We start from the raw sequence: 23,696 nt of genomic DNA on the forward strand, positions 1-23,696 counted from the left end.
ATACACCCAACCTAAAGCGACCAATGAAGTTTTCTAGGCAATTACAACAAGCAACCTTGCTCAAACGATATAAACGCTTTCTTGTCGACTTACGCGCCCCAAGTGGTGACGAATTCACCGTTCACTGCGCTAATACTGGTAGAATGACCAATTGTGCAGACCCAGGATTTACGGCCTATTACTCCACCAGCGATAACCCTAAACGGAAGTACATTCATTCGTTGGAGCTGACGCAAGATAATGATGGTCATTTTATTTGTGTAAATACAGCGGTGGCCAATAAAGTGTCTGTTGAGGCCATAGAGCAAGGAAGAATAACGCAACTGCAAGGCTACAAAACACTTCAAACTGAGGTGAAATACGGGGCTGAAAATAGCCGAATTGATATTTTGTTGAGCAGCCTCGAAAATGGACAATCCTCGCAATTCTGCTACGTTGAAGTAAAGTCGGTGACTTTGCTCGAGCAACAGCAAGGTTTTTTCCCTGATGCAGAAACCTTAAGAGGTCAAAAACATCTTAGAGAATTAATCCACATTAAACAGCAAGGTCATCGTGCGGTGTTACTGTTTGCCGCGCTCCATACAGGGATCAATTGTGTCAAACCAGCCAGTCATATCGATCAAAAATATGCAGCGTTAGTAAAAGAAGCAATTTCTCATGGAGTAGAAATCATTGCTTACCGAGCACATATTGACGACAACCAAGTACAATTAATTGAAGAAATTCCTTTTGATTACGCTTGACTTTTTTCATGCTGCCCACATATAGCCGTGATAGTTTTCTCCCCCAAATAGTTAAACATTGAAAAAAGTGGCTGACATTTGCAGTAAAAAAGTGTTTGCTAAGGGGTAAAGATTTTGCTATTTATACCCGCCGGCGAAAGCTGGGGTTATGTATTAAGGATTTAGGAGAATGGTATGCCAGACCAGAAAAAACTAGGGTTATTGGCTCAAGCCGGTGTAGAACCTTATCAAGAAAAGCCAGGCGAAGAATACATGAATGAAGCACAACGTGCTCATTTCAAAGCGATATTAGAAGCATGGCGTGCCGATCTACGTAATGAAGTAGATCGTACTAAGACACACATGCAAGACGAAGCGGCAAACTTTCCTGATCCTGTGGACCGTGCAGCGCAAGAAGAAGAGTTTTCTCTTGAACTGCGTACTCGCGACCGCGAGCGTAAGCTAATCAAGAAAATTGAGAAAACACTTCAACTTATCGAAGATGATGACTTCGGCTTTTGTGAGTCGTGCGGTATTGAAATCGGCATTCGCCGTTTAGAAGCGCGTCCAACAGCTGATCTTTGTGTTGATTGTAAATCTCTCGCAGAAATCAAAGAAAAACAACAAGGCAGAGGATAATCTCAGCCCTGTGTCCCCAAGCTTAAAGCAAACTGGGAGCTATCGCGGTCGATTTGCTCCCTCGCCTTCCGGACCGCTTCATTTCGGCTCTCTTGTGGCCGCTTTGAGTAGCTATTTAGATGCAAAAGTCAATCAAGGTAAATGGCTCGTTCGCATCGAAGACATTGATACACCGCGCGTAGTTGTGGGTGCTGCCGACAATATATTAACCACACTTGAAGCATATGGCCTTTACTGGGATGAAGACGTTGTCTATCAATCGCAGCGCCATGCCCTATACCAAGCCTATTTGACGACACTAAAATCAGACTCTCTTGTGTATGCGTGTCAATGTACTAGAAAGCAAATTAAAGCAATGGGTGGGTTTTATAACAATCATTGCCGAGCTTTAGCGCTAAGTTGGCAAGATAATGCTTTGCGCCTACAGCAGCGCTTTCCAGTTACTGAATTTAATGATGCAATACAAGGCATGGTTGTCATTCCCCCTGCAATTGCGCATGAAGATTACATCGTTAAACGCCGCGACGGCTTATTTGCTTATCAATTGGTGGTGGTCGTTGACGACATAGAACAAAAGATTAGTCATATCGTGCGTGGTGCCGATCTGCTAGAACCCACAGCAAGACAAATTAGTTTATTTCGGCAACTCAATCAGCCATCACCTGAGTACGCTCACGTGCCACTGGCTGTCGCAGAGCCCGGATTTAAGTTGTCTAAGCAGAATCATGCTCCAGCTATTGATAATCGCAACCCGTTACCAACCCTTTATGCCGCGCTGCGTTATTTGCATGTGCCAGTTGATTCTCTCCATAATTATCAAGATGTTGACGCATTACTGACTCACGCTATTGATATTTTTAGTCTAGATAGCGTTCCTAAAGTACAGGAAATTCAACTAGACTCTCTAGAAAATGGTGATTTTGCTTTTCGCCCACTGTTTTCAAGTACTTCAATTTAGTCTCATTTGAGTATATGATAGCGAGCCTTAAATGCGACCTGTTTTAAGACAAAAGCAGTGGTTCACAACGACTAGAATAGAAAACTTGATTGCTCAGGAGACGAGTTATTATTTCCAAGCTTGTAAACTTTTGCCGCCAGTTTGTAACTGGAAAAGGCGATGAGACGGTGAAAATGGCCAGCCCGACACCTGCGATAATTCCTCGCAGCGAGCATGGTATATCTCGTAAACAATTTAGCCCTAACGCTATCAAAGTGCTCTATCGCTTAAAAGACGGTGGCTATGATGCCTACCTAGTTGGTGGTTGTATCCGCGATATCATGCTAGGAATTGAACCTAAAGACTTTGATGTCGTTACCAATGCAACACCTGAACAAATCAAAAAGCTCTTCCGTAACTGTCGCTTAATAGGTCGTCGCTTCCGCCTTGCGCACATTGTTTTTGGACGGGAAATTATTGAAGTTGCCACCATGCGTGGCCATCACCAAAGTGATGACTCTTGTGCCACGACAAGTCAAGCCAGCGAACACGGGCAGCTATTACGCGACAATGTCTACGGCAGTATTGAAGAAGACGCCGAGCGCCGCGACTTTACTATCAATGCGCTATATTATTCGATCAATGACTTTACCTTACGCGACTTTGCAGGTGGTGTTGCTGACATTAAAGCGCGTAAAATTGAGCTGATTGGCGATCCTGAAACTCGCTATCGCGAAGATCCGGTACGTATGCTGAGAGCTATCCGCTTTGCAACTAAACTGGATATGGAGATTGCTACCCCGACCCGCACTCCAATTAAAGCATTAGCGCCGTTACTTGGGCACATCCCAGCTGCACGCTTGTTCGAAGAAACGCTAAAGCTATTTTTAAATGGTAAAGCGGAAGAAAATTTTCTTCAAATGCGTGAATACGGCTTATTTGCACAATTATTCCCCGCGCTCGATAAAATCCTAGCACAGCCTGATAATGACTTTGAACGTCGCTTTATTCAGCAAATGTTTGCCAATACGGATAGCCGTATCAACGCGGATAAAAAAGTAACCCCTGCATTTATCTATGCAGCACTTTTATGGTTCCCTATTTTAGCTAAAAGCGAAGCGCTCGCGGCCGAAGGTATGAATGAATATGATGCCTTTATGCAAGCCATTAATCACGTCCTTGCTGAAAATGCTAAACACGTTGCAGTGCCTAAACGCTTTACTTTAGGTGCCCGAGATATCTGGCATATTCAACAACGCCTAGATAAACGTTCAGGCCAGCGTGCATATCGCCTAAGCTTGCAGCCGAGATTCAAAGCCGCATATGATTTCCTATTATTGCGTGTAGAAAGTGGTGAGCAAGAGCAAGAAGAACTTGCAGCTTGGTGGACTGATTACCTAAAGAGTGACGTCACCGGCCAAAAAGACATGGTGCGCAACTTAGGTAACCAAAGCAAACCTAAGCGTCGTTATAATAGACGTAAGCCAAAAAGAAAACCAAAAGAAGATTAAATGAATATTGCGTACATTGGATTGGGTGCAAACCTATCCGAACCGATGGCACAAATACAGCGAGCACTCGATGTGCTCGCCGCCCATCCAGACCTCTCGCTTGTCCAGCACTCTAGCCTGTATGGCTCAAAACCTATGGGCCCTCAAGATCAACCTGATTATGTGAATACCGTAGCAAAACTGGCGACATCATTAACAGCAGAGTCTTTACTCGATGTGTTGCAACAAATAGAGCTTGAACATGGTCGTGTACGCAAAGCTGAGCGCTGGGGACCGCGCACGCTCGATTTAGATATTCTGCTTTTTAATACCGACACCATTAACAGTGATAGACTTACGGTGCCACATTACGGCTTGAAAGAAAGAGAATTTGTCGTCTATCCACTATTAGAGATAACGCCAGAACTCAAATTACCTGATGGCACTGAGCTTGACTCTTTAACACAAAAGTTACCACTTAACGGATTAGCAATCCTCAAATAAACCAATCCAAGGGGTTTACCATGGCAAAAATTTCCGTCTCAACACTTGCCAAAATGAAGCGTGAAGGAACAAAAATAACAGCCCTCACCGCATACGATGCAAGTTTTGCAAAGTTATTTCACGACAATGGCGTAGATGTCATCTTAGTGGGTGATTCTCTGGGTATGGTTTTACAAGGTGGTGAAGACACTTTAGCCGTTACCACGGATGACATTGCCTATCACACCCGTTGTGTCAGAGCTGGTAGTAAAGAGCTATTCGTTATCGCCGATATGCCTTTTATGAGCTATTCAGATCCGCAGTCAGCCTGTCAGAATGCAGCTACCTTGATGCGCTCTGGTGCTAATATGGTTAAGCTTGAAGGTGGTGAATGGCTTTACGACAGCATTGCACTGCTTACTCAGCAAGGGATCCCTGTTTGTGGTCATTTAGGTTTAACACCACAATCAGTGCACGTGTTTGGCGGCTTTAAAATTCAAGGTCGTGAAGAAGCACAGGCGCAAAAAATGATAGCCGATGCACAAGCGTTAGAACGTGCTGGTGCACAAATGATTGTGATTGAATGTGTGCCTTCAGCATTGGCTAAACGTATTACCGATGCCGTGGCAATTCCGGTCATTGGTATTGGCGCTGGTAAAGAGACCGATGGCCAAATTTTGGTTATGCACGACTTAGTTGGTATTTCCGCAGGCTATATTCCTAAGTTTTCAAAGAACTTCCTGCTCGAAACCGGCAACATGCCAGATGCGGTGAAAAAGTTTTGTGCAGACGTGCAATCAGGTGACTTCCCGGGGCCTGATCACGAATTTAATTAAATTTGCGATGAGCAATACTTATCGCTAAGTCCGATTCAAGCGTTTTGTTTGAGTTGGTATTGTTATTATTGAGTTAGAGTACAACATGCAATCAGTTACTGAGATTAAATCGTTACGAAGCCAGATTAAAGCTTGGCGCCAACAAGGATTAAGCATTGCCTTCGTACCAACGATGGGCAACCTTCACCGCGGTCATTTTTCCTTAGTAGAAAAAGCAAAAACCCTAGCGGATAAAGTCGTTGTCAGTATCTTTGTAAACCCAATGCAATTTGGTGCGAACGAAGACCTCGACAGCTACCCACGTACACTTGAGCAAGACAAGCAAGGCCTTGCAGAACTAGAAACCGATATTGTGTTTACGCCTACCGTTGAAACCATATATCCAAACGGACTAAATGCGCAAAGTTTTGTTGATGTACCGGGAGTATCCGAAGGACACTGCGGTGGCACACGCCCTGGGCACTTTCGTGGCGTTGCAACGGTTGTCACAAAACTGTTTAACTTAGTACAACCTGATTTTGCCTGCTTTGGTGAGAAAGACTTTCAACAGTTACAGGTCATCAAAACAATGGTGAAAGACCTGTCTATTCCCGTTGAAGTGATTGGTGTTGCGACTCAAAGAGAAGTTTCTGGACTGGCGATGAGTTCACGTAATGGTTACCTCTCTGAATCTGAAAAAGATACTGCTAAAGTACTCTTTCAAGCGCTAAAAACAGCAGCTGGCGCTTTAGAAAATGGCGAAAAAGATTTTTCGAAGGTAACAAAAAATGCAACAGAAATGCTGCATAATGCCGGTTTAAAGTTGGATTATTTTAACATTTGTCAAAAAGATAGCTTGAAACCTGCTACACTCGAAGATAATCAACTCGTCATTCTTGCCGCAGCTTTTCTCGGTAAAGTCAGACTGATTGATAATATTCAAGTCACAGTCTAAGGAATAATAATGAAAAATGCGTTCGCCTTGTTAGTACTTTCTACCACCCTATTGGGGTGCAGTAACTCTATCTCACCTGAGTTGAATCAGTGCGCACAACAGAATTATCAATGCGAACGCAGCTGTGAGATGCAAAACACACCAGAGACAATGTCTTTACAGATATGCACTGATAAATGTATTGAGCAGTATAATGCCTGCAAAGTACAGGCTGAAAAAATTACCGAGAGCAAACGATAGTTTGCTCTTTTTTAGCAACTTGACCCCTTAATATTCTTTTAAATACAAACACTTTCTAACTCCCGCTGTTATTTTTTATTCACCTTTTTAGAATATTTTGCGATACAATAAACTGGTCTGATGAGATAGACGTACAGCACCAGCTTAACTTGGCTCAATACTTGGTTTACTAAATAATGTAAGCAGTGAGCACTAACTTTTCTTAATAACTTGTTATTTCTGGTTTTTATTCTAATCTCTAAGACAAAAGTAACGCTATTTTTGTGCTCATATCAGCGCTTTGAATTAGCGTTACCGACACGACTCTTTGCAAAGAAAATGGGGATCAATATGAAAAAGTCAGCAATTGCATTAGCGATAGCGCTTGGGACAGTGAGTTTTCACAGCGCCGCTGAAATCAGAATTAATGGTTTTGCTTCCATTATTGGTGGTCAAACGCTAGATAGTGATGACACACTATATGGCTATAACAATGATTTTGATATGGAAAACCGTAGCTTATTCGCCCTACAACTTTCCGCCGATCTACAAGAAAGTCTAACTGCCACAGCACAGATCGTGGGCCGTGGTCAGAATGACTTTGATGCCGAGTTTGAATGGGCATACTTAACCTATGCGATTTCAGATTCTTCACAGATAAGCGCAGGTAAAATGCGTATACCATTCTATCGCTATTCTGACTTTTTAGATGTGGGTTATGCATATCGTTGGGTTAAACCACCTCAATCTGTATATAACCTAAGCTTTAGCACCTATAACGGATTGAGCTATATCCACAACTCAACATTAGGCGAATGGGAAAGCACAGTACAGCTGGCTTTAGGTAGCGTAGATGACGACATTGTTGCTATCACCTACTCAGATGAAGCAGAGTTAAACAACACAGTAGGTATTAACTGGACACTGAGCAGAGATTGGTTTAGTGCACGTGCGGCCTACTTTGCTACCGAAGCGAGCATTAGCGCAGCTAATAGTCCTGAACTCTCTGGATTGTTAGCGGGGTTGACTGGTTATGGACTAACTCAACAAGCGGATGACATCGCAGTCGACAAAGATGATGCTTACTTTGCCGCAATTGGTATTTCTATCGACTATAATGATATCTTGTTCGATGCAGAATACACTCAGTTCGACGTAGACAACAGCATACTTGCTAAACAGCAACAGTACTATGCATCTATCGGTTATCGGATTGATACGTGGACACTCCACCTAACCTACGAACACAATGAAGATAAGAATGAGAACGACGAGTTTAACTCTGTCCCACTCACCATCACCGCTCCAAATGGTGTAACCATTCCTGTCACGACCGATCCAACCAATCCAAATGCACCTTATTTAAGAACACTTGTTAATGGTGCGCTTGCAGGCGCTCGTGCAGAATCAGAAACGTGGAGTATTGGTGCTCGTTATGACTTCCATCCATCAGCTGCGTTCAAAATTGAACTAAACCAATTCGATAACACGCTAACAGATCAAAAAGTTGAGCTGTTGAGCTTCGGTATCGATTTAGTATTCTAACGGAGGCTAATATGATCAAAAAAATAATGACCTTAGGGCTACTGTTAGCCAGCCAGGCAACTTTAGCAGATGTTGCTGTTATCGTGAACTCAGCAAATGCATCGACTGTGGATGACGGTACTATCAAAAAGTTATTCCTTGGCAAAAGCAAATCATTTGCCGATGGTAGTAGTGCGACCCCTGTGAATCAGGATGGCAATGCTGTATTTGACGAATTTAACGACAAAGTGATTGGTAAATCGAGCTCTCAGCTAAATGCTCATTGGTCTAAATTAGTATTCACCGGAAAGGGAACACCTCCGAAGAAGCTAGATAGCGACCAAGCGGTAATCGATTTCGTTTCGAGCAATGCAGACGCAATTGGTTATATTGATGCAAGTAAAGTAACCAGTGCCGTCAAAGTGATTGGTAAATACTAGGGCCAGTTGACCTTTGCAGTTTGATTTTTGTTCTTCTGAGTGGGTTTTGGTCGCGACGCTCGACTTGCCGCCTAGTGATCTAGGCAAAAGTTGAGCAACAATGAACAAAGCGCACTCAGGTGTACCCAAAGGGCAGCGCTTGATTGGCATTTCTACTGTGTTCTCGCCTGACTCACATAGAATGACTATGCTACGCAGGCTCTGCCTTGTATAAATACCAATCAAACTGCTGCAAAAACAAACTTGGAAGATAAACAGGCCCTAATATTCCTTATCAAATAAAAACAGCCACTTAATGTGGCTGTTTTTATTTATCGTTTATGATTTCTCTTTGATAAAGTCCTAGACTCTAAATTTTGAGGTTGCATCTTTCAAGTTGTCGGACAATACATGGAGATTCTCTGCAACGTCTTGTACTTCATTCAACGCTTGCATTGTGTCTTGGAAAGACTGGTGCATAGATGTCACATTATTTACTACCATAGCCGCCACAGAAGTCTGCTCTTCCGTTGCCGCAGCAATTTGACCATTCATGCTATTAATTGACAAGATTTGTGCTGCTATCTGCTCAATCGACTGCCCGGTTTGTGCTGCAGCTTCAGCATTATTAATTGCCATACTGCTTGCACTTGTCATTGCTTTCACCGCTTGATTTGCCGCTTCTGTTAGCACATTTAAAAGCTCTCTTATCTCGTTGGTCGACTTTGCTGTTCTTGAGGCTAATTCGCGGACTTCATCGGCAACCACCGCAAAACCTCGACCTTGCTCACCAGCACGAGCCGCCTCAATCGCAGCATTCAAAGCAAGTAAATTGGTTTGCTCAGCGATTGATGTGATCACATTTAAGATTTGCGTCACGTTCTGCGTATCATCAGCTAGCTTATTGATCGTCTCTGCTGCATGATTAATTTCTTCACTTAATGCTTGTGATTCGCTAACTGACACCTGAATCTGGCGCTTACTCTGTTCAACTTCCTGTTCGGCCAGCTGCGCAGCATCAGACGCCTGTGACGCCGAGTGAGAGATATCACCCACACTTAACCGCATTTCTTCCATAGATTGACGTACCACTTCCGCGTCGTGCGTTTGTTGATTCGTTGCCCCTTCAGCTTTTTCCATCCCCTGAATAAGACGACTTGAGTCTTTCATCAAAGGCTCGACGACACTCATCACCTCGACAACCGCCCCTTTTAGTAACGCAACAAATTCATTGAAGTTTATGGATACTTGGCCAATTTCATCGTGAGAGCGCACATTGAGCGTGGTGGACAAGGAACCCTGTCCTTGCGCTAATAGTTTCAGATTTTGCGCCGCATCCTTAGCTGAGTTACCAATACCTCTTGCAATCACAACCGCTAAGAAAACCAAAACAAGTAAAGAAATAACGGCCACAATCAACATTATCGTGAGCGCGTTTGCTGAGCGCTCTTCGGTATTTTGCAGTAATTCAACAAAACGATCATTCGCATTCGTTTTAGCCTTGGTAAAATCTGCGACTAAGCCTTCGTAGATCTCGGTTTTCTTTTTGGCATCTTCTTGGATACGGGAAAAATCAGCTGTACCATCTATCATTCCTCCAGCAATTTGTTGCGCAATTTTGCCGTATTGTGCAAGTTCGTCGCTATTATCTGAGGGCATAAAGCCACTTTGTACCGACTCAATTTTTTGCAAGTTAGCTTGGATTTGCTGTTGATATTCTTTTGCTTTATCTAGTAATTCAGCATCCCCGAAGGTTACAGCTTGAGTGAATAGCTCATCTAAATTCTGCAGCTTATTTGCGTTTTCTGTGGCGAGGTTAAGAATTTTGTATGTCTGCTCCTCTAATTCGTTTAAGGCCCTTTGGTTAGAACTAATAGCGTTGTAATTAACAAACACGATAACCACAAAAGCGACAACCGCAACGAGCGTAATTGCGTGGATCTTTTTGGTGATACTAAGATCAGCAAAAGCAGTACCTAGACTCATATATACACCTTTTGAAGTAAGACGAGTTCATTATCGACTGATTTATTATAAATTTTAACTAAATATAGAATATTTCCAGCTTTTTTGCCGCTTGAGGATGAAGATTTAAACAAATTATTCAATCTGGGAACATAGAAGTGTGAAAATAAAAAATGCCGCTCAATGAGCGGCATCAATAACAACAAGTAATTAGCGGGTTGAGTAATTGATTAAAGTAAACCTAACTTTTTCAATTCGCGTGTCGCCATTTCGCTAGAAAGAGGGACATAACCGTCTTTCTCAACAATCTTTTGACCTTCTTTAGACAACACCATCTTCAAGAATTCAGCCTCGATAGGTGCTAATTCTTTATTAGGGTGCTTGTTCACATATAGGTATAGGAATCGAGACAGTGGGTATTTACCCTGTGCCACATTTTCTAATGTTGCATCAACGTAGTTCGTGCCTTTTTTCGCTAGTGGTACGGTACGTACGCCTGACGTTTTATAACCGATACCAGAGTAACCAATCGCATTCACTGAAGACGAGATAGACTGTACTACAGACGCAGAACCTGGCTGCTCATTAACATTATTGCGGAAGTCGCCTTTGCACAGTGCTTTTTTCTTGAAGTAACCATAAGTACCAGATACTGAGTTACGACCATAAAGCTGAATATCTTTTGCAGCCCAATCACCCGTTAGACCAACATCACTCCAGCGATTTGCCTGTGCTGCCGAACCACATTTGCGCGTCGAAGAGAAGATTGAATCAACCTGTTCAATTGTTAAGCCTTCAATTGGGTTATCTTTGTGTACAAATACCGCTAGCGCATCAATTGCTACGCGGATTTCTGTTGGCTTATAACCATAACGCTTTTCAAAAGCTTCAATTTCTTTTGACTTCATCTTACGGCTCATTGGGCCGAAGTTTGCCGTTGCTTCCGTTAGTGCTGGTGGCGCAGTAGAAGAACCAGCAGCTTGGATTTGGATATTTACGTTAGGGTAAATTCTTTTATATTCTTCTGCCCAAAACGTCATCATGTTAGCAAGCGTATCAGAACCTACAGAAGAGAAGTTTCCTGAGATACCGCTGGTTTTATTATACTCTGGTAACTTTTCGTCTAAAGCAGATACTTGAGTAGAAACTAATGTAGTAATAGCCACACCCATTGCGGCAACTAAGCTTTTAAATTTCATTGGGGTCACTCCAGTTGTTGGTCCCAGTTATTTTACGCAGCTCATTGTGCAGCGATAAAATGACAATAAAATTACCCTTAAATTACACTTTTATGACTTTCATCGTTTGTCATAAAAATTCGCTTTTGTTTGGGGAAAGCAAACCAAAAACGAGAGCCTTCACCCACTTTGCTTTCAATATGTAAAGCTGAGTCATGGCGAGACAACACATGTTTAGTAATTGCTAAACCAAGGCCCGAGCCACCTGTTTTTCGACTTCGTGCTTTATCCACACGGTAAAAACGTTCAGTTAGTCTGTTAATGTGTTCAGGCGCGATACCATCGCCATTATCGACAACACTAAACGTCGGCAAGTCGTTTTCTAAATACCAACGTACATGAATGTGCCCACCGGGTTTGGTGTAATGAATAGCATTAAAAATTAAATTTGAGTAAGCACTACGTAACTCATCCCCAGCCCCTTTGATATCCAAAGTCGGATCAATATCAAAAATGAGCTCATGGCCCTTTTCCTGATTAAGTGACTTCGCTTCGGTATGAATGAGATCAAGCATGGCAGGTATATTCACGGCTTTGTCATTGTCTTGCTTTCTCGCCCCTTCGATTCGAGACAAGGAAAGAAGTTGATTTACCAGACTATCCATCCGTTTACACTGATCTATCATAGTGCCATGTGCTTTAGCCCACATAGCGGGGGGTGGCATATTATCGCTATCCATCATCTCTAGGTAGCCAGCCATGACGGTTAGGGGCGTCCTTAGTTCATGAGATACGTTTGCGACAAAGTCTTTGCGCATCTGCTCTAATTGCTTTAGTCGGCTAACATCACGCGCCACTAGCATAAGCTGTTCGGCATAAGGCATGACTCGTATTTCCAACACTTGCTCATGTGCAAGCCCAGTCTCAAGCTCTAATGCTTCATCAAAGCGATGTTCATGCATGTATTTTACAAATTTAGGATCGCGGATAAGGTTATCTAATCTTTGACCATGATCTGTAGGCCATTGCAAACCTAACACTTTCAAGGCTAATTGGTTACACCACACAATACTGAGATCTTGTTGCAGTACAACGACAGCGTCAGGGATAGCTTCAGCCCCCTCACGAAAGCGTCGGATCAGTTCAGCGAGTTCATTACGCTTTTTGCGATTACGTTGCTGAAGTTGATAGATCCCTTCAAACACTTGTTCCCAAGCGCCCTTACCTTCAGGTGGATTAAAACTACGTTGGTTGAGCAGCCAGTCGCTCAAACGATAGAGTTGTTTGTAATGCCAAACTAATAAGACGAAAGCACCGATAAAAAGAAACAGAAAAGGTGCACTGACTAAATAGCCAATTAAGGCTAGTGGTAGGAAATACAAAAACAGGCGTCTTGTTAACGCCTGTTTATCAATCACTCGATACATAGACTAAATCCATTTAGGAACCAAATAATTCAGTTCCTCTTGGAATACTAATTACAGTTTACTCGAAAAGCGGTAACCTGCACCACGTACGGTTTGCACTAAGCGATCGTGACCAAGCGGTGCGATAGCTTTACGTAAGCGACGAATATGAACGTCTACAGTGCGATCTTCAACGTACACGTTAGTGCCCCATACGTGATCTAACAGCTGTTCACGGCTATAAACACGTTCAGGGTGTGTCATGAAGAAATGTAATAAACGAAACTCTGTTGGCCCCATATCTAACTCAGTGCCCGCAGATGTCACTCGGTGAGAAATAGGGTCTAGACGTAATCCGTGAACTTCTATCGCTTCTTCTAGCGACGTCGGTGAAACTCGGCGCATTACCGCTTTGATACGAGCCATTAGCTCTTTGGGAGAGAAAGGCTTTGTCACATAATCGTCCGCACCAACCTCTAATCCTTTAACTTTGTCTTCCTCTTCACCTCTTGCCGTTAGCATGATGATTGGGATCTGACGGGTATATTCACTTTGCTTAAACTTTTTAGCAATTTGAATACCACTGCCTCCTGGCAGCATCCAGTCTAGTAGCACCATATCTGGATAAGGCTCTACCATAGCAGCAACTGCTGAATCATAGTCTTCCGCTTCAATTGCTTGAAAACCATTTTGCTCTAGTACGAACACCAACATTTCTCTGATAGGTGCTTCATCATCAACTACAAGTACTTTACGTGACATTCCCAATGTTCTCTCGTTACCGACGTTGTTGATGTCATTATTATGACTAACTGTGACATTTTTATGAAAGTGTAACGTGTAAACGCAAAACAAGCCAAAAAAATCTCTTTTTTGGCTACAAAGGGAATACCTTATTTATTTATAGTCATATGATTTTAAAAATATTTTATGCTAAATATTGGTTTCAAAATAGTGTTTTCGAAATATGGACTAAGACCTCCAAGCCATACAATAAAAGCGACGCTGCAATTCACCGCAAAATCAGCACGCCTTTTGTAAATCGCCTTACGCCTTTGTAAATTAAAAGTCATATCTCAATGTGACCGCCATCGTGTTGTGATCTTCGTTGTTATCCAAAGAAAATTTCGAATACCAAAGATACATACGAGCTTGTTTACTTAAACTTTTTTCCACACCCACAGAGGCTGCATTGCCAGAGTCTTTCAGCTTACCTGCAGCCCCATCCGAATCTTGATACTGGGCAAGTAAGGTATATGACTCAATCTGGTAAGCAGCGCTCACCATAAAACTATCTACTTCCTCATCACTATCTATTGCTTCATTCTGTTGATACATACCACCGAGTTTAAAGTCCCCCAGCTTTCCTTGTACCGTCACGCGATTAATGTCTTGTCCCGCCACTTTATTATCATGGGCAACAGCAACATATACATTGGTTTTCTTGAGTTTGCTATCACCGTAACTTGCCGACAAAGATAAGCCATCTTCGCCGTTTTGTTTGCTGTTGTCTTCGGCAATATAACTCACCGTAAACTGCAAATGATTGATCGCTGGAGTCGTATATTGCACGGTGTCACCAAGGCGATTTTCACCAACAAAGAACGAATTAATATCACCAGAAAAGTCATTCATTAAGTCCACTTTGCCTTGCGACTTTTTCATCGGTGTATCATCACGGCCGATCAGGAGCTGACCATAGCTACCTTTAACCCCAAGATACTGAGAGCGTGCGGTAAGGTTATCACCTGATTTACCATCTTTGTCTTGATCCGTGATCTCTACTTGGAATTCATATTTATAAAAAATCTCAAGTCCTTCTTGCAGCTTTGCAGCTCCCTTTAATCCCATGCGAGAGTTGTAGCTTTCAATTGAAGTATCGCTGTCACCATCTTTATCAGAATTCTGTACACCGACATGAGCTCTACCGTATAGAGATACAGCTTCGTTTGCATAACTGCAGACACTCATAGAGCAAAGGCTTAGAGCAACAAATGGTAGGTATTTCATTTTCATCTTTGATCACCTTGGATAGTATTTGGGCGCAGTACAACAAGGTTTGAGATGCTGAAGCCAGACAGAGAGGAGGTAGCGAACAGATCTCGTATTTTTAAAGTTAGACACTTTTAGCTGGAGATCAAGAAACTGACTCCGGGATCAGTATTTTATTAACTGATAGGGTTCATCCAGTATCAGGATCAGGTTTTTACTAACAAGATCGTCCCAAAGATCATTTTCTTACTAACCTATTGCTGCTTCACGCTGGATCAAGTTGGTATAAAAATGATCTAAGCGAAGCTAACTTATTGATCTGAGTTTTTGAAATATACCTACTTAGTCAAACAATGATCTTTGTTAGTAAAGATCTGATCCCTATTTACCTCGCTAGTAAAATGGCGATCTAAGTATATTTTCACCTTGCAAGCCCTATTGAACATTGGCTTCCAATCAAGGATCAGATACAAAAAAGCCTCTATTTCAGAGGCTTTTTGAAGTATCAAAGTGCGATGCACAATTTTACTTAGTCAAATTTTGATCCGGTAAGTTATTTCACTTTAGGATCTAACTCACCTGTTAGATATCTCAAGTGCATATCATCAAGTGAAATTGGCTTGATCTTAGCTGCTTGACCTGCTGTACCGAACGCTTCGTAGCGCGCAATACAGATCTCAGTCATCGCTTTCGTCGCTTCCGCTAAGAATTTGCGTGGATCGAAATTGCTTGGGTTTTGCGCAAGGTGGCGACGAATAGCACCTGTTGATGCTAAACGTAGATCGGTATCGATATTAACTTTACGAACACCGAATTTAATACCTTCAACAATTTGCTCAACCGGTACACCGTAAGTCTCAGGGATTTCACCACCAAACTCATTGATGATTGCTAACCAGTCCTGCGGAACTGAAGACGAACCATGCATTACTAAGTGAGTATCAGGAATACGAGCGTGGATTTCTTTGATGCGGTTAATTGCTAAGATATCGCCCGTTGGTGGACGAGTAAATTTATAAGCACCGTGTGATGTACCACATGCAATAGCAAGCGCATCTACATTGGTTTTCTTGACGAAGTCTGCAGCTTCTTCAGGATCTGTTAGTAGCTGATCTTCTGTTAATTTACCTTCAGCGCCAATACCGTCTTCTTCACCAGCTTCACCAGTTTCAAGAGAACCAAGTACACCTAGTTCACCCTCAACAGACACGCCACACGCGTGCGCCATTTCAACGGTACGGCGAGTAACGTCCACATTATACTCGTAGCTTGAAGGCGTTTTACCGTCTTCCATTAGAGAGCCGTCCATCATGACTGATGAGAAACCAAGTTGAATAGAACGCTGACATACAGCAGGTGAAGTACCATGATCTTGGTGCATTACAACTGGAATATGAGGCCATTCTTCTGCAGCCGCTAAAATCATGTGGCGGATAAATGGTGCACCAGCATATTTGCGTGCACCAGCAGAACCTTGCACGATAACCGGACTATTTGTCTTGTCCGCAGCTTCCATGATCGCACGCATTTGCTCTTGGTTATTCACGTTAAATGCCGGAACGCCATAACCATGCTCAGCTGCATGATCGAGAAGTTGACGCATACTGATTAAAGCCATATTGCTTTTCTCCAATTGTTGATAGCCACCGCTATCGGTTTGAACGGATAATATGTTTACACCAGCCAATGCTGATAAGGTTAACCACTTTATTTGTTGGCTAACCGGACGCTACGCGTCGTCAAGCAAACATCAAGTATGTGAGAGAGTGATGTTTACCTGATATTAAGAGGCAGCTTAACGCTACCTCAATCAATTTTAGTGTCTAGCTCGCTGCTCAAGCATGGCGACCGCAGGAAGCGTTTTACCTTCTAAGAATTCAAGGAAAGCACCACCACCTGTAGAAATATAAGAGATATCTTGCTCAACACCATACTTATCGATAGCAGCTAACGTATCACCACCACCAGCAATTGAGAATGCTGACGACTTAGCGATGGCATTGGCAATCGCTTCAGTACCATTACCAAATTGGTCAAATTCGAATACGCCCACAGGGCCATTCCAAACCACAGTGCCAGCATTTGCAATGATATCAGCAAGTTGAGTTGCTGTATCAGGACCGATGTCGAAGATCATGTCTTCGTCTGAAACTTCGCTTACATCTTTAATGGTAGCAACTGCAGATTCTGAAAACTCATTACCTACAACCACATCAGTCGGAACAGGAATATCGCCGTCATTCGCTCTGGCAGCAGCCACTAGCTTGTTCGCTTCAGGGATCAAATCCGCTTCATACAACGACTTACCAACAGGGTTACCCGCTGCAGCTATGAAAGTATTCGCGATACCGCCACCAGTCACGAGTTGATCAACAACCTTAGACAATGAATCAAGCACGGTTAGTTTGGTTGATACTTTAGAGCCGCCAACGATGGCCACCAAAGGACGAGCTGGATTATCTAGTGCTTTGCCAAGCGCGTCGAGTTCAGCTGCAAGCAATGGACCTGCACAAGCTACCTCAGCGTACAAGCCAACACCATGTGTTGAAGCCTGTGCGCGGTGCGCAGTACCAAAGGCATCCATCACGTAGACATCACAAAGCGCTGCTAGTTTTTTCGCAAGTACTTCATCATCTTTCTTCTCGCCAACGTTAAAACGCACGTTTTCGAATACGATAACTTCATTGTCTTGTACATCCACGCCGTCAAGATAGTCAGTCACTAAACGTACATCTTGAGATAACGCATCATTAAGATAATCCACAACCGGCTGCATAGAGTATTGTGCATCATACTCACCCTCGGTTGGACGACCAAGGTGAGACATCACCATCACTTTAGCGCCTTTTTCTAGTGCTAATTTGATACTAGGTAGTGCAGCACGGATCCGCGCGTCCGACGCGACTTTGCCATCTTTAATTGGCACATTTAGGTCTTCGCGGATCAACACACGCTTGCCGTTTAAATCTAAATCCGCCATCTTAATGACTGACATTGGACATCTCCTTAAAGAACGATACATTTTGTTATCTACAAGGCAGCAATCGTTTGCCACCTCGGTTTGAATTATTGTTTTAATTTTGTGCAGACAATTTGATTATAACAGCGTCTGAAACAAATGATTAGCCACGCATCATCACGCAAGCGGTATCAAGCATACGATTAGCAAAACCCCACTCGTTATCACACCAAACTAGCAGCTTAACTAAGCGCTTGTGACTCACTCGAGTTTGCGTACCATCGATAATACAAGAATGTGGATCGTGATTAAAATCAACCGACACTAGCGGCTCTTCAGTGTAGCTCAGCACCCCTTCTAAACGACCACCAGCGGCCTGCTTTAGAACCGAGTTTACCGCATCAATTGTGACATTTTCATTGAGCGTAACGCTCAGATCCATCGCCGTAACATTGATTGTTGGCACCCGTACCGCGATCGCCTCAAAACGACCTTGGAACTTAGGTAAAATACGCTCAATACCGCGAGCCAGCTTAGTATCAACAGGAATGATGGATTGGCTTGCCGCGCGCGTACGCCGCAAATCACTGTGATAAGCATCAATCACTTGTTGATCATGCATAGAGGCGTGAATAGTCGTAATAGCACCAGACTCAACACCAAACTTATCGTCTAGCACTTTAATTACCGGAACAATACAGTTTGTTGTGCATGAGCCGTTAGACACAATGGTGTGCTCAGGTGACAATATCTCTTCGTTGATACCGAAAATCACCGTCGCATCAACATCAGCATCCGCGGGGTGTGAAAACAGTACTTTCTTTGCCCCTGCCTGAATATGCGCAAGTGCGTGCTGACGAGAATGATAGACGCCAGTGCAATCGAGCACCACATCAACATCCAGCGCGCGCCAAGGCAAGTGACTTGGATCTGGCTCTGAAAATAGCTGGATCTTATCCTCAGCTACTTCCAAAAAAGATTCTGTTAACGAAACTGGAAAAGCAAAACGCCCATGTGAGGTATCGTATTTTAGAAGATGCGCGATCCCTTTAGGATCCGCCAACTCATTGATGGCTACAATTTGTATTTCGTGGTGACGACCTGACTCATAGAGTGCTCTTACGATATTACGCCCTATTCGACCAAAGCCATTAATTGCAAGCTTGATTGTCATTAAATTGAAAATCCATGAAGTCGCAAGTACGAAAGTTCCCCTTCGTTTTGATGGCGCTATTGTAATCGACCTGAGTGAAATGTGTAAGGGGCTAGGGCAATTTTTTAACTCAAGTTAAATCCGCAATTTTACATTTACCACCAGCACAAATGGCCTGAGATTGCGCCAACAGTAGCTCCGCTGTCGCTAAAGCATCACTAAGCGCATCATGCAATTGATGAGGAGGTAAACCATAACGCATTCTACAAGCGTTTAGTGTTAATGCATCCTGCGCCAACGGATAGCCTTGCTTTAACACGCGACGCTTATCTATCTGCATGGTATCTAACAGCAAGGCAGGTCTTACGTTTAGCTCAAAGCGCTGAAATGCCGCCTTAAGAAACGCCCAATCCATCTGTACGTTGTGACATACTAACACTTTACCGTGGAGCGCGCGCTGAAGCGCCAGCAACAAAGTTTGTAAGGACTCGCCTTCAGCCAATCGACTACTATCAATACCGTGGAAAACTGGACTTTGTGCAAGCGTTCGCACTTCACTGTTCAAGTGATACTGCGCATCTTTCACTTGGATCCGCATATGTTTAATCGGCAACCAACCAGCCGACACTATTTCATGGCGCTTAGGGTCAAGCCCGGTGAGTTCAAGGTCTAGCACCACCAACTCGGCTTGCGCAAACGGCAGATGTTTATAGCGCCACTTAGCAACAGAGTGAGAAAACCAGTTCATTGCTTATAAACTCCCTCGAGCAAACTTAAACGCACTCGCCTGCTGTGCTTGTTTGACTAAATAAAATGCTTCTTTGAGTTGATGGCGCTCAAGAGAAGAGAGGTTTTCTGGGTTAATACAATTTCCTGGTAATCCTTCACGGTTGATTTGGGTCTTTAACCGCAATTGTGTTAAGAATCGCCAGCAGTCTTTTAGATTGTCGATATCCGACTTGGCAAGTAATGGGCTTTTAGTCAGTGCCTCTAGCCGCTCTAATGTGTTAGCCCTTGCAACACCAACCTTTAGCGCATACAACCTAACCACATCGTTGATAATAGCAACCCCACGTTTTTTAAGATCTAAATACTTATGTTTGCTCTTGTCTTTTTCCAGTTTAAATTGTTGAAAGATCCCGATCGGTACCGAATTTGCGTTGATGTCTGTCGCCATTGCCGCATAAAACAGCTCATTCCGACTGATCTGATCCAAAGATTGGCGAAGGGTCGCATAGAGATCGCTGGCGCCATCAATAAAACGCATATCAAAGTAGATCTTGCAATTAAGCATCGCTTTTGGCGTAGGAGACAAGATCCAATTGCTAAATTTGGCGGTCCACTGGGCAACTGTGCCACGGCAATCTATATTACTAGCCATGATATTTCCCGGGCAAGATTGAATACCGCACTCGTTGAGTTGCTCACAGACAAACGCGCCTAAAGCAGCAAAATAACGACTATCGTTTTCGCTGATATTGTCTGGTAGCAATAAACCATTGTCCTGATCTGAATGTAAGGTCTGCTCTTCCCGTGCCTGAGAGCCAAAACAGATCCACGCAAAGCGGCAAGGCGCGGCGCCATGTTGCTGTTGATATAAATAGATTAATCTTGATGTTAGTGCATCAGTGAGGCCGCTTAGTAGTTTGCCAATCAATGAAATATCTTCGATATGATAGGAAAATTGACGTAATAGATCCGGGATCTCTTGAGCACAGCTTTTGATAGCCAAAAGGTTTTGTGCTTTATAGATCCTGCCGATAAGCTGCACTGGATCACTTTTTTGCTGTCTCAGCAGATCGGTGCTGGTCAGCATGCCCAGTGGTTTATATGCTTCATTTAACACTGGCAAATGATGAATATTGTGCTTAAGCATTAAATGCAGGGCTGAAAACACACGATTGTTTTCAAAGATATGCTTTGGCTTTTCCGTCATGATCTCAGCAAGTGGAGCGCTAGGATCTTTGTCTTGCGCTAGAACTCGATTACGCAGATCTCTATCCGTCACAACGCCAACCAAGCGCGCTTGCTCCGTGACCATAATTGATGAAACACGATGCTGGCTCATCAATTTGGCAGCTTCACGAATACTTGCTGTCGGCCCGATAGTAACCGCGTCTTTAGTCATTAGCTCAGATATTTTCCGTTCTGACCAAGTTTCGCTTTGCTGTTTATAACGAGAAGAAAGTAGTCGGTTAGCGTGTGCTCTAACAAAGTATTGCTCAAAAGGTTTGTATTCTCGGCGCAAAAAATCAAAGTTCTGCTCATTGAGAATGTAAACCAAGCCATCTTTTTGAACTTCGATGCGATTTTGAATGGCATCACCGGTTAATAAAGAAGGATAACCAAAGTAGTCTCCCTCACTCATACGACCAATGACCTCGTCTTTAGCTGAGATAAGATCAACCACACCAGAGCGCAGCAGATATAGATTTGGCTTACCATCTTGAAGCCAATCTTGTTGATTCGTCTGGCTAAGATAAACAATTTCGATGTGTTTTGAAAAGTAGCTGGCAGCCGCTTCGGGCAATTCAGAAAACGGGGCTTGTTTATAAACAAACTGAAAGACATCTTGAATTTCTGGCGTCATACCTAACTGTCCTTTTAATCATCTACAATTTTGCACTATCAAAAACAAATTTGCCCAGCACGCTGGCTGGGCAAATTCGATTAGTATTGCTTAGTGTGCGTGAGCAGCGCTAGATCCTTTAGGGTTACGGATCCCATCAACCATCACTTTAACTTCTTCAGGTGTATCCGCAGTCACCTTCATAACCAGTGCAGCTACAACGAAGTTCACTAGCATACCGACAATACCGATCCCTTCAGGAGAAATCCCAAACAACCAGTTTGCTGGGGCATTTAGCTCAGGGCTGACAAACTTAAAGTAAATAATATAAGCCGCAGTGAAACCTATACCCGTTACCATGCCGGCAATCGCACCTTCTTTATTCATTCGCTTAGAGAATATCCCCATGATAATTGCAGGGAAGAAACTCGCCGCAGCCAAACCAAAGGCAAATGCAACCACCGAGGCGACAAACCCAGGTGGGTTTATACCAAAGTATGCTGAGATTGCGATAGCGACCATCGCCGCTAAGCGCGCAGCCAGCAATTCTTGTTTATCGTTGATATCCGGCTTAATGGTACGCTTCAACAAATCATGTGATACCGATGTTGAAATAACCAGTAGCAAACCAGCGGTTGTCGATAGCGCTGCTGCAATACCACCTGCAGCGACCAATGCAATCACCCACGCAGGCAGATTCGCAATTTCTGGATTCGCCAATACCATAATATCGCGGTCAATCTTCACTTCGTTTGCACTTGCAGGATCATCAATCTTGCCTGCAGAGTACTGCATTTTGCCGTCACCATTCTTATCATTGAATACGATAAGGCCTGTTCTTTCCCAGTTTTTCACCCACTGTGGTGCTTCTTCATATACCGTGCCACTACCATCTTTACCGTTAATCGTGTCGATCATATTCACACGAGCGAATGACGCAACAGCAGGTGCAGTTGTATATACGATAGCGATAAACACTAAGGTCCAAGCGGCTGAAATACGAGTGTCTTTTACTCTAGGAACGGTGAAGAAGCGAACGATTACATGTGGCAGACCTGCAGTACCAACCATAAGTGCAGCGGTAATAGCGAACACATCAACCATACTCTTAGAACCTTCGGTGTACTGCGCAAAGCCGAGTTCGGTACTGAGTCCATCTAGCTTGTCGAGTAGATAGGTGCCCGAGCCATCAGCCAACGTTGCACCAAAACCGGTTTGTGGTAGTAAATGGCCCGTCATCATCAGGGAGATAAAAATAGCAGGAACTAAGTAAGCAAAGACAAGTACACAATATTGAGCGACCTGTGTATAAGTGATCCCCTTCATACCACCAAGTACCGCGTAGAAGAATACAATCACCATACCGATGTAAACACCCGTTTCAATATCCACTTCTAGGAAACGAGAGAACACTACACCAACACCACGCATTTGGCCGGCAATATAGGTAAAGCAGATAAAGATAGCACAAAGGATCGCAACCACACGTGCAACCTGAGAATAGTAACGATCACCGATAAAATCCGGTACCGTAAACTTACCAAATTTACGCAAGTAAGGAGCTAAACACAGAGCAAGTAATACATAACCACCGGTCCACCCCATCAGGTAAACACCGCCGTCGTAACCAGCGAAGGAAATAATCCCCGCCATTGAAATAAAGGACGCGGCACTCATCCAATCTGCTGCAGTTGCCATACCATTTGCAACAGGAGGTACACCGCCGCCAGCAACATAGAATTCATTCGTGGACCCAGCTCTCGCCCAGATAGCGATACCGATATAGAGCGCAAAACTAAGGCCGACGATAATAAAAGTTAAAATTTGAACATCCATCGATTAGCTCCTCACTCATCCACGCCATATTTTTTGTCTAACGCATTCATTTTTGAAACGTAGACAAAAATTAACGCAACAAAAGTATAAATTGCGCCTTGCTGAGAAAACCAAAATCCGAGTTTAAATCCAAAAAAACGAACTTCGTTGAGCACATCAACTAACAGAATGCCAAATCCAAATGAGACGACAAACCAAATAGCGAGTAGCTTAAACATCAAGGCGAGATTTTCTGACCAATATGCTTTCGCTTGTTCTTCACTTTTAAAAGCCATTTTAAATCTCCTATCACCCGCTCCAACATAGAGCAAGTTGTGTTAATAGACCTTAATGAGAGTAGCAACGGCTTGATAAGTTGAAATTGAGACCTTAGTCGTAACGGCAAGTTAACGTTTACGTAAACTGCAGATGCATGGTATTCATAAGAATTAAAAA

At 43.3% G+C, this 23,696-nt stretch carries 23 protein-coding genes; 10 read left to right on the forward strand and 13 right to left on the reverse strand.

Going from position 1 to position 23,696, the window contains the following annotated elements; translation table 11 throughout:
• Positions 1–23 precede the first annotated feature (23 nt).
• The 10 genes from sfsA to A587_RS0104440 all read left to right on the forward strand — a co-directional run bounded on the left by sfsA (position 24) and on the right by A587_RS0104440 (position 8,224).
• Positions 24–743: a DNA/RNA nuclease SfsA gene (gene sfsA / locus A587_RS0104395; RefSeq protein WP_017216563.1), complete on the forward strand. Its 720-nt coding sequence runs from the start codon at positions 24–26 to the stop codon at positions 741–743.
• Between the two features lie 174 nt (positions 744–917).
• Positions 918–1,361: an RNA polymerase-binding protein DksA gene (gene dksA, locus A587_RS0104400; protein ID WP_017216564.1), complete on the forward strand. Its 444-nt coding sequence runs from the start codon at positions 918–920 to the stop codon at positions 1,359–1,361.
• Positions 1,362–1,371: 10 nt separating this feature from the next.
• Positions 1,372–2,319, forward strand: a complete 948-nt coding sequence (gene gluQRS, locus A587_RS0104405) for a tRNA glutamyl-Q(34) synthetase GluQRS (protein WP_017216565.1) — start codon at positions 1,372–1,374, stop codon at positions 2,317–2,319.
• A gap of 173 nt (positions 2,320–2,492) precedes the next feature.
• On the forward strand, positions 2,493–3,809 hold the full coding sequence (gene pcnB / locus A587_RS0104410; protein WP_017216566.1) for a polynucleotide adenylyltransferase PcnB: 1,317 nt from the start codon (positions 2,493–2,495) through the stop codon (positions 3,807–3,809).
• Positions 3,810–4,292, forward strand: coding sequence for a 2-amino-4-hydroxy-6-hydroxymethyldihydropteridine diphosphokinase (gene folK, locus A587_RS0104415; RefSeq protein ID WP_017216567.1), 483 nt, complete (start codon positions 3,810–3,812; stop codon positions 4,290–4,292).
• Between the two features lie 20 nt (positions 4,293–4,312).
• Positions 4,313–5,107 (forward strand): 3-methyl-2-oxobutanoate hydroxymethyltransferase, encoded by a 795-nt coding sequence (panB, locus tag A587_RS0104420; protein WP_017216568.1) that lies wholly within the window; start codon positions 4,313–4,315, stop codon positions 5,105–5,107.
• Between the two features lie 85 nt (positions 5,108–5,192).
• Positions 5,193–6,041 (forward strand): pantoate--beta-alanine ligase, encoded by an 849-nt coding sequence (panC, locus tag A587_RS0104425; RefSeq protein WP_017216569.1) that lies wholly within the window; start codon positions 5,193–5,195, stop codon positions 6,039–6,041.
• 9 nt (positions 6,042–6,050) lie between these two features.
• On the forward strand, positions 6,051–6,281 hold the full coding sequence (locus A587_RS0104430; protein WP_017216570.1) for a hypothetical protein: 231 nt from the start codon (positions 6,051–6,053) through the stop codon (positions 6,279–6,281).
• A 330-nt stretch (positions 6,282–6,611) separates the two neighbouring features.
• A complete protein-coding gene (locus tag A587_RS0104435) occupies positions 6,612–7,805 on the forward strand; it encodes a porin (protein WP_017216571.1) in 1,194 nt (397 codons plus the stop codon).
• 11 nt (positions 7,806–7,816) lie between these two features.
• Positions 7,817–8,224, forward strand: a complete 408-nt coding sequence (locus A587_RS0104440) for a phosphate ABC transporter substrate-binding protein (RefSeq protein WP_010378767.1) — start codon at positions 7,817–7,819, stop codon at positions 8,222–8,224.
• Here A587_RS0104440 and A587_RS25435 read toward each other — a convergent pair.
• The 13 genes from A587_RS25435 to A587_RS0104500 all read right to left on the reverse strand — a co-directional run bounded on the left by A587_RS25435 (position 8,114) and on the right by A587_RS0104500 (position 23,536).
• Positions 8,114–8,374 (reverse strand): hypothetical protein, encoded by a 261-nt coding sequence (locus tag A587_RS25435; protein ID WP_083838432.1) that lies wholly within the window; start codon positions 8,372–8,374, stop codon positions 8,114–8,116. The two genes, A587_RS0104440 and A587_RS25435, sit on opposite strands and share 111 nt — an antisense overlap.
• A gap of 192 nt (positions 8,375–8,566) precedes the next feature.
• Positions 8,567–10,189, reverse strand: coding sequence for a methyl-accepting chemotaxis protein (locus tag A587_RS0104445; RefSeq protein WP_017216572.1), 1,623 nt, complete (start codon positions 10,187–10,189; stop codon positions 8,567–8,569).
• A 209-nt stretch (positions 10,190–10,398) separates the two neighbouring features.
• A complete protein-coding gene (locus A587_RS0104450) occupies positions 10,399–11,367 on the reverse strand; it encodes a PstS family phosphate ABC transporter substrate-binding protein (RefSeq protein WP_017216573.1) in 969 nt (322 codons plus the stop codon).
• 77 nt (positions 11,368–11,444) lie between these two features.
• Entirely contained in the window at positions 11,445–12,773 is a 1,329-nt protein-coding gene (gene phoR / locus A587_RS0104455; RefSeq protein WP_010378759.1) for a phosphate regulon sensor histidine kinase PhoR, read from the reverse strand.
• A gap of 51 nt (positions 12,774–12,824) precedes the next feature.
• Positions 12,825–13,514 carry a phosphate regulon transcriptional regulator PhoB gene (gene phoB / locus A587_RS0104460; protein WP_010378755.1) on the reverse strand — a complete coding sequence of 230 codons (690 nt, stop codon included), beginning with the start codon at positions 13,512–13,514 and terminating at the stop codon, positions 12,825–12,827.
• 300 nt (positions 13,515–13,814) lie between these two features.
• The gene (locus tag A587_RS0104465) at positions 13,815–14,768 is read right to left on the reverse strand and encodes a porin (RefSeq protein WP_017216574.1); all 954 of its coding nucleotides are present in this window, start codon (positions 14,766–14,768) and stop codon (positions 13,815–13,817) included.
• A 529-nt stretch (positions 14,769–15,297) separates the two neighbouring features.
• Positions 15,298–16,362, reverse strand: coding sequence for a class II fructose-bisphosphate aldolase (fba, locus tag A587_RS0104470; RefSeq protein ID WP_017216575.1), 1,065 nt, complete (start codon positions 16,360–16,362; stop codon positions 15,298–15,300).
• A 198-nt stretch (positions 16,363–16,560) separates the two neighbouring features.
• A complete protein-coding gene (locus A587_RS0104475; protein ID WP_017216576.1) occupies positions 16,561–17,739 on the reverse strand; it encodes a phosphoglycerate kinase in 1,179 nt (392 codons plus the stop codon).
• 127 nt (positions 17,740–17,866) lie between these two features.
• Complete coding sequence (epd, locus tag A587_RS0104480; protein WP_017216577.1) at positions 17,867–18,877, reverse strand: erythrose-4-phosphate dehydrogenase; 1,011 nt, start codon at positions 18,875–18,877, stop codon at positions 17,867–17,869.
• A gap of 109 nt (positions 18,878–18,986) precedes the next feature.
• Positions 18,987–19,604, reverse strand: coding sequence for a 3'-5' exonuclease (locus A587_RS0104485; RefSeq protein ID WP_017216578.1), 618 nt, complete (start codon positions 19,602–19,604; stop codon positions 18,987–18,989).
• Between the two features lie 3 nt (positions 19,605–19,607).
• Positions 19,608–21,446, reverse strand: coding sequence for a DUF294 nucleotidyltransferase-like domain-containing protein (locus A587_RS0104490; RefSeq protein WP_017216579.1), 1,839 nt, complete (start codon positions 21,444–21,446; stop codon positions 19,608–19,610).
• Between the two features lie 90 nt (positions 21,447–21,536).
• Complete coding sequence (locus tag A587_RS0104495) at positions 21,537–23,261, reverse strand: sodium:solute symporter family protein (protein ID WP_017216580.1); 1,725 nt, start codon at positions 23,259–23,261, stop codon at positions 21,537–21,539.
• An 11-nt stretch (positions 23,262–23,272) separates the two neighbouring features.
• Complete coding sequence (locus tag A587_RS0104500; protein WP_010607553.1) at positions 23,273–23,536, reverse strand: DUF4212 domain-containing protein; 264 nt, start codon at positions 23,534–23,536, stop codon at positions 23,273–23,275.
• Positions 23,537–23,696 lie beyond the last annotated feature (160 nt).

This window comes from Pseudoalteromonas sp. NJ631, assembly GCF_000276645.1.
In the GTDB taxonomy this organism is placed as follows: Bacteria; Pseudomonadota; Gammaproteobacteria; order Enterobacterales; family Alteromonadaceae; genus Pseudoalteromonas; species Pseudoalteromonas piscicida.

Excerpts from the sequence above, each read along its gene's own strand:
- sfsA (WP_017216563.1), top strand. The coding sequence starts at position 24 with ATGAAGTTTTCTAGGCAATTACAACAAGCAACCTTGCTCAAACGATAT.
- folK (WP_017216567.1), top strand. The coding sequence starts at position 3,810 with ATGAATATTGCGTACATTGGATTGGGTGCAAACCTATCCGAACCGATG.
- A587_RS0104440 (WP_010378767.1), top strand. The coding sequence starts at position 7,817 with ATGATCAAAAAAATAATGACCTTAGGGCTACTGTTAGCCAGCCAGGCA.
- A587_RS0104495 (WP_017216580.1), bottom strand. The coding sequence starts at position 23,261 with ATGGATGTTCAAATTTTAACTTTTATTATCGTCGGCCTTAGTTTTGCG.
- A587_RS0104485 (WP_017216578.1), bottom strand. The coding sequence starts at position 19,604 with ATGAACTGGTTTTCTCACTCTGTTGCTAAGTGGCGCTATAAACATCTG.
- A587_RS0104475 (WP_017216576.1), bottom strand. The coding sequence starts at position 17,739 with ATGTCAGTCATTAAGATGGCGGATTTAGATTTAAACGGCAAGCGTGTG.
- panC (WP_017216569.1), top strand. The coding sequence starts at position 5,193 with ATGCAATCAGTTACTGAGATTAAATCGTTACGAAGCCAGATTAAAGCT.
- dksA (WP_017216564.1), top strand. The coding sequence starts at position 918 with ATGCCAGACCAGAAAAAACTAGGGTTATTGGCTCAAGCCGGTGTAGAA.
- A587_RS25435 (WP_083838432.1), bottom strand. The coding sequence starts at position 8,374 with ATGCCAATCAAGCGCTGCCCTTTGGGTACACCTGAGTGCGCTTTGTTC.
- A587_RS0104465 (WP_017216574.1), bottom strand. The coding sequence starts at position 14,768 with ATGAAAATGAAATACCTACCATTTGTTGCTCTAAGCCTTTGCTCTATG.
- epd (WP_017216577.1), bottom strand. The coding sequence starts at position 18,877 with ATGACAATCAAGCTTGCAATTAATGGCTTTGGTCGAATAGGGCGTAAT.
- A587_RS0104445 (WP_017216572.1), bottom strand. The coding sequence starts at position 10,189 with ATGAGTCTAGGTACTGCTTTTGCTGATCTTAGTATCACCAAAAAGATC.
- pcnB (WP_017216566.1), top strand. The coding sequence starts at position 2,493 with ATGGCCAGCCCGACACCTGCGATAATTCCTCGCAGCGAGCATGGTATA.
- A587_RS0104430 (WP_017216570.1), top strand. The coding sequence starts at position 6,051 with ATGAAAAATGCGTTCGCCTTGTTAGTACTTTCTACCACCCTATTGGGG.
- phoB (WP_010378755.1), bottom strand. The coding sequence starts at position 13,514 with ATGTCACGTAAAGTACTTGTAGTTGATGATGAAGCACCTATCAGAGAA.
- A587_RS0104490 (WP_017216579.1), bottom strand. The coding sequence starts at position 21,446 with ATGACGCCAGAAATTCAAGATGTCTTTCAGTTTGTTTATAAACAAGCC.
- panB (WP_017216568.1), top strand. The coding sequence starts at position 4,313 with ATGGCAAAAATTTCCGTCTCAACACTTGCCAAAATGAAGCGTGAAGGA.
- phoR (WP_010378759.1), bottom strand. The coding sequence starts at position 12,773 with ATGTATCGAGTGATTGATAAACAGGCGTTAACAAGACGCCTGTTTTTG.
- A587_RS0104500 (WP_010607553.1), bottom strand. The coding sequence starts at position 23,536 with ATGGCTTTTAAAAGTGAAGAACAAGCGAAAGCATATTGGTCAGAAAAT.
- A587_RS0104450 (WP_017216573.1), bottom strand. The coding sequence starts at position 11,367 with ATGAAATTTAAAAGCTTAGTTGCCGCAATGGGTGTGGCTATTACTACA.
- A587_RS0104435 (WP_017216571.1), top strand. The coding sequence starts at position 6,612 with ATGAAAAAGTCAGCAATTGCATTAGCGATAGCGCTTGGGACAGTGAGT.
- fba (WP_017216575.1), bottom strand. The coding sequence starts at position 16,362 with ATGGCTTTAATCAGTATGCGTCAACTTCTCGATCATGCAGCTGAGCAT.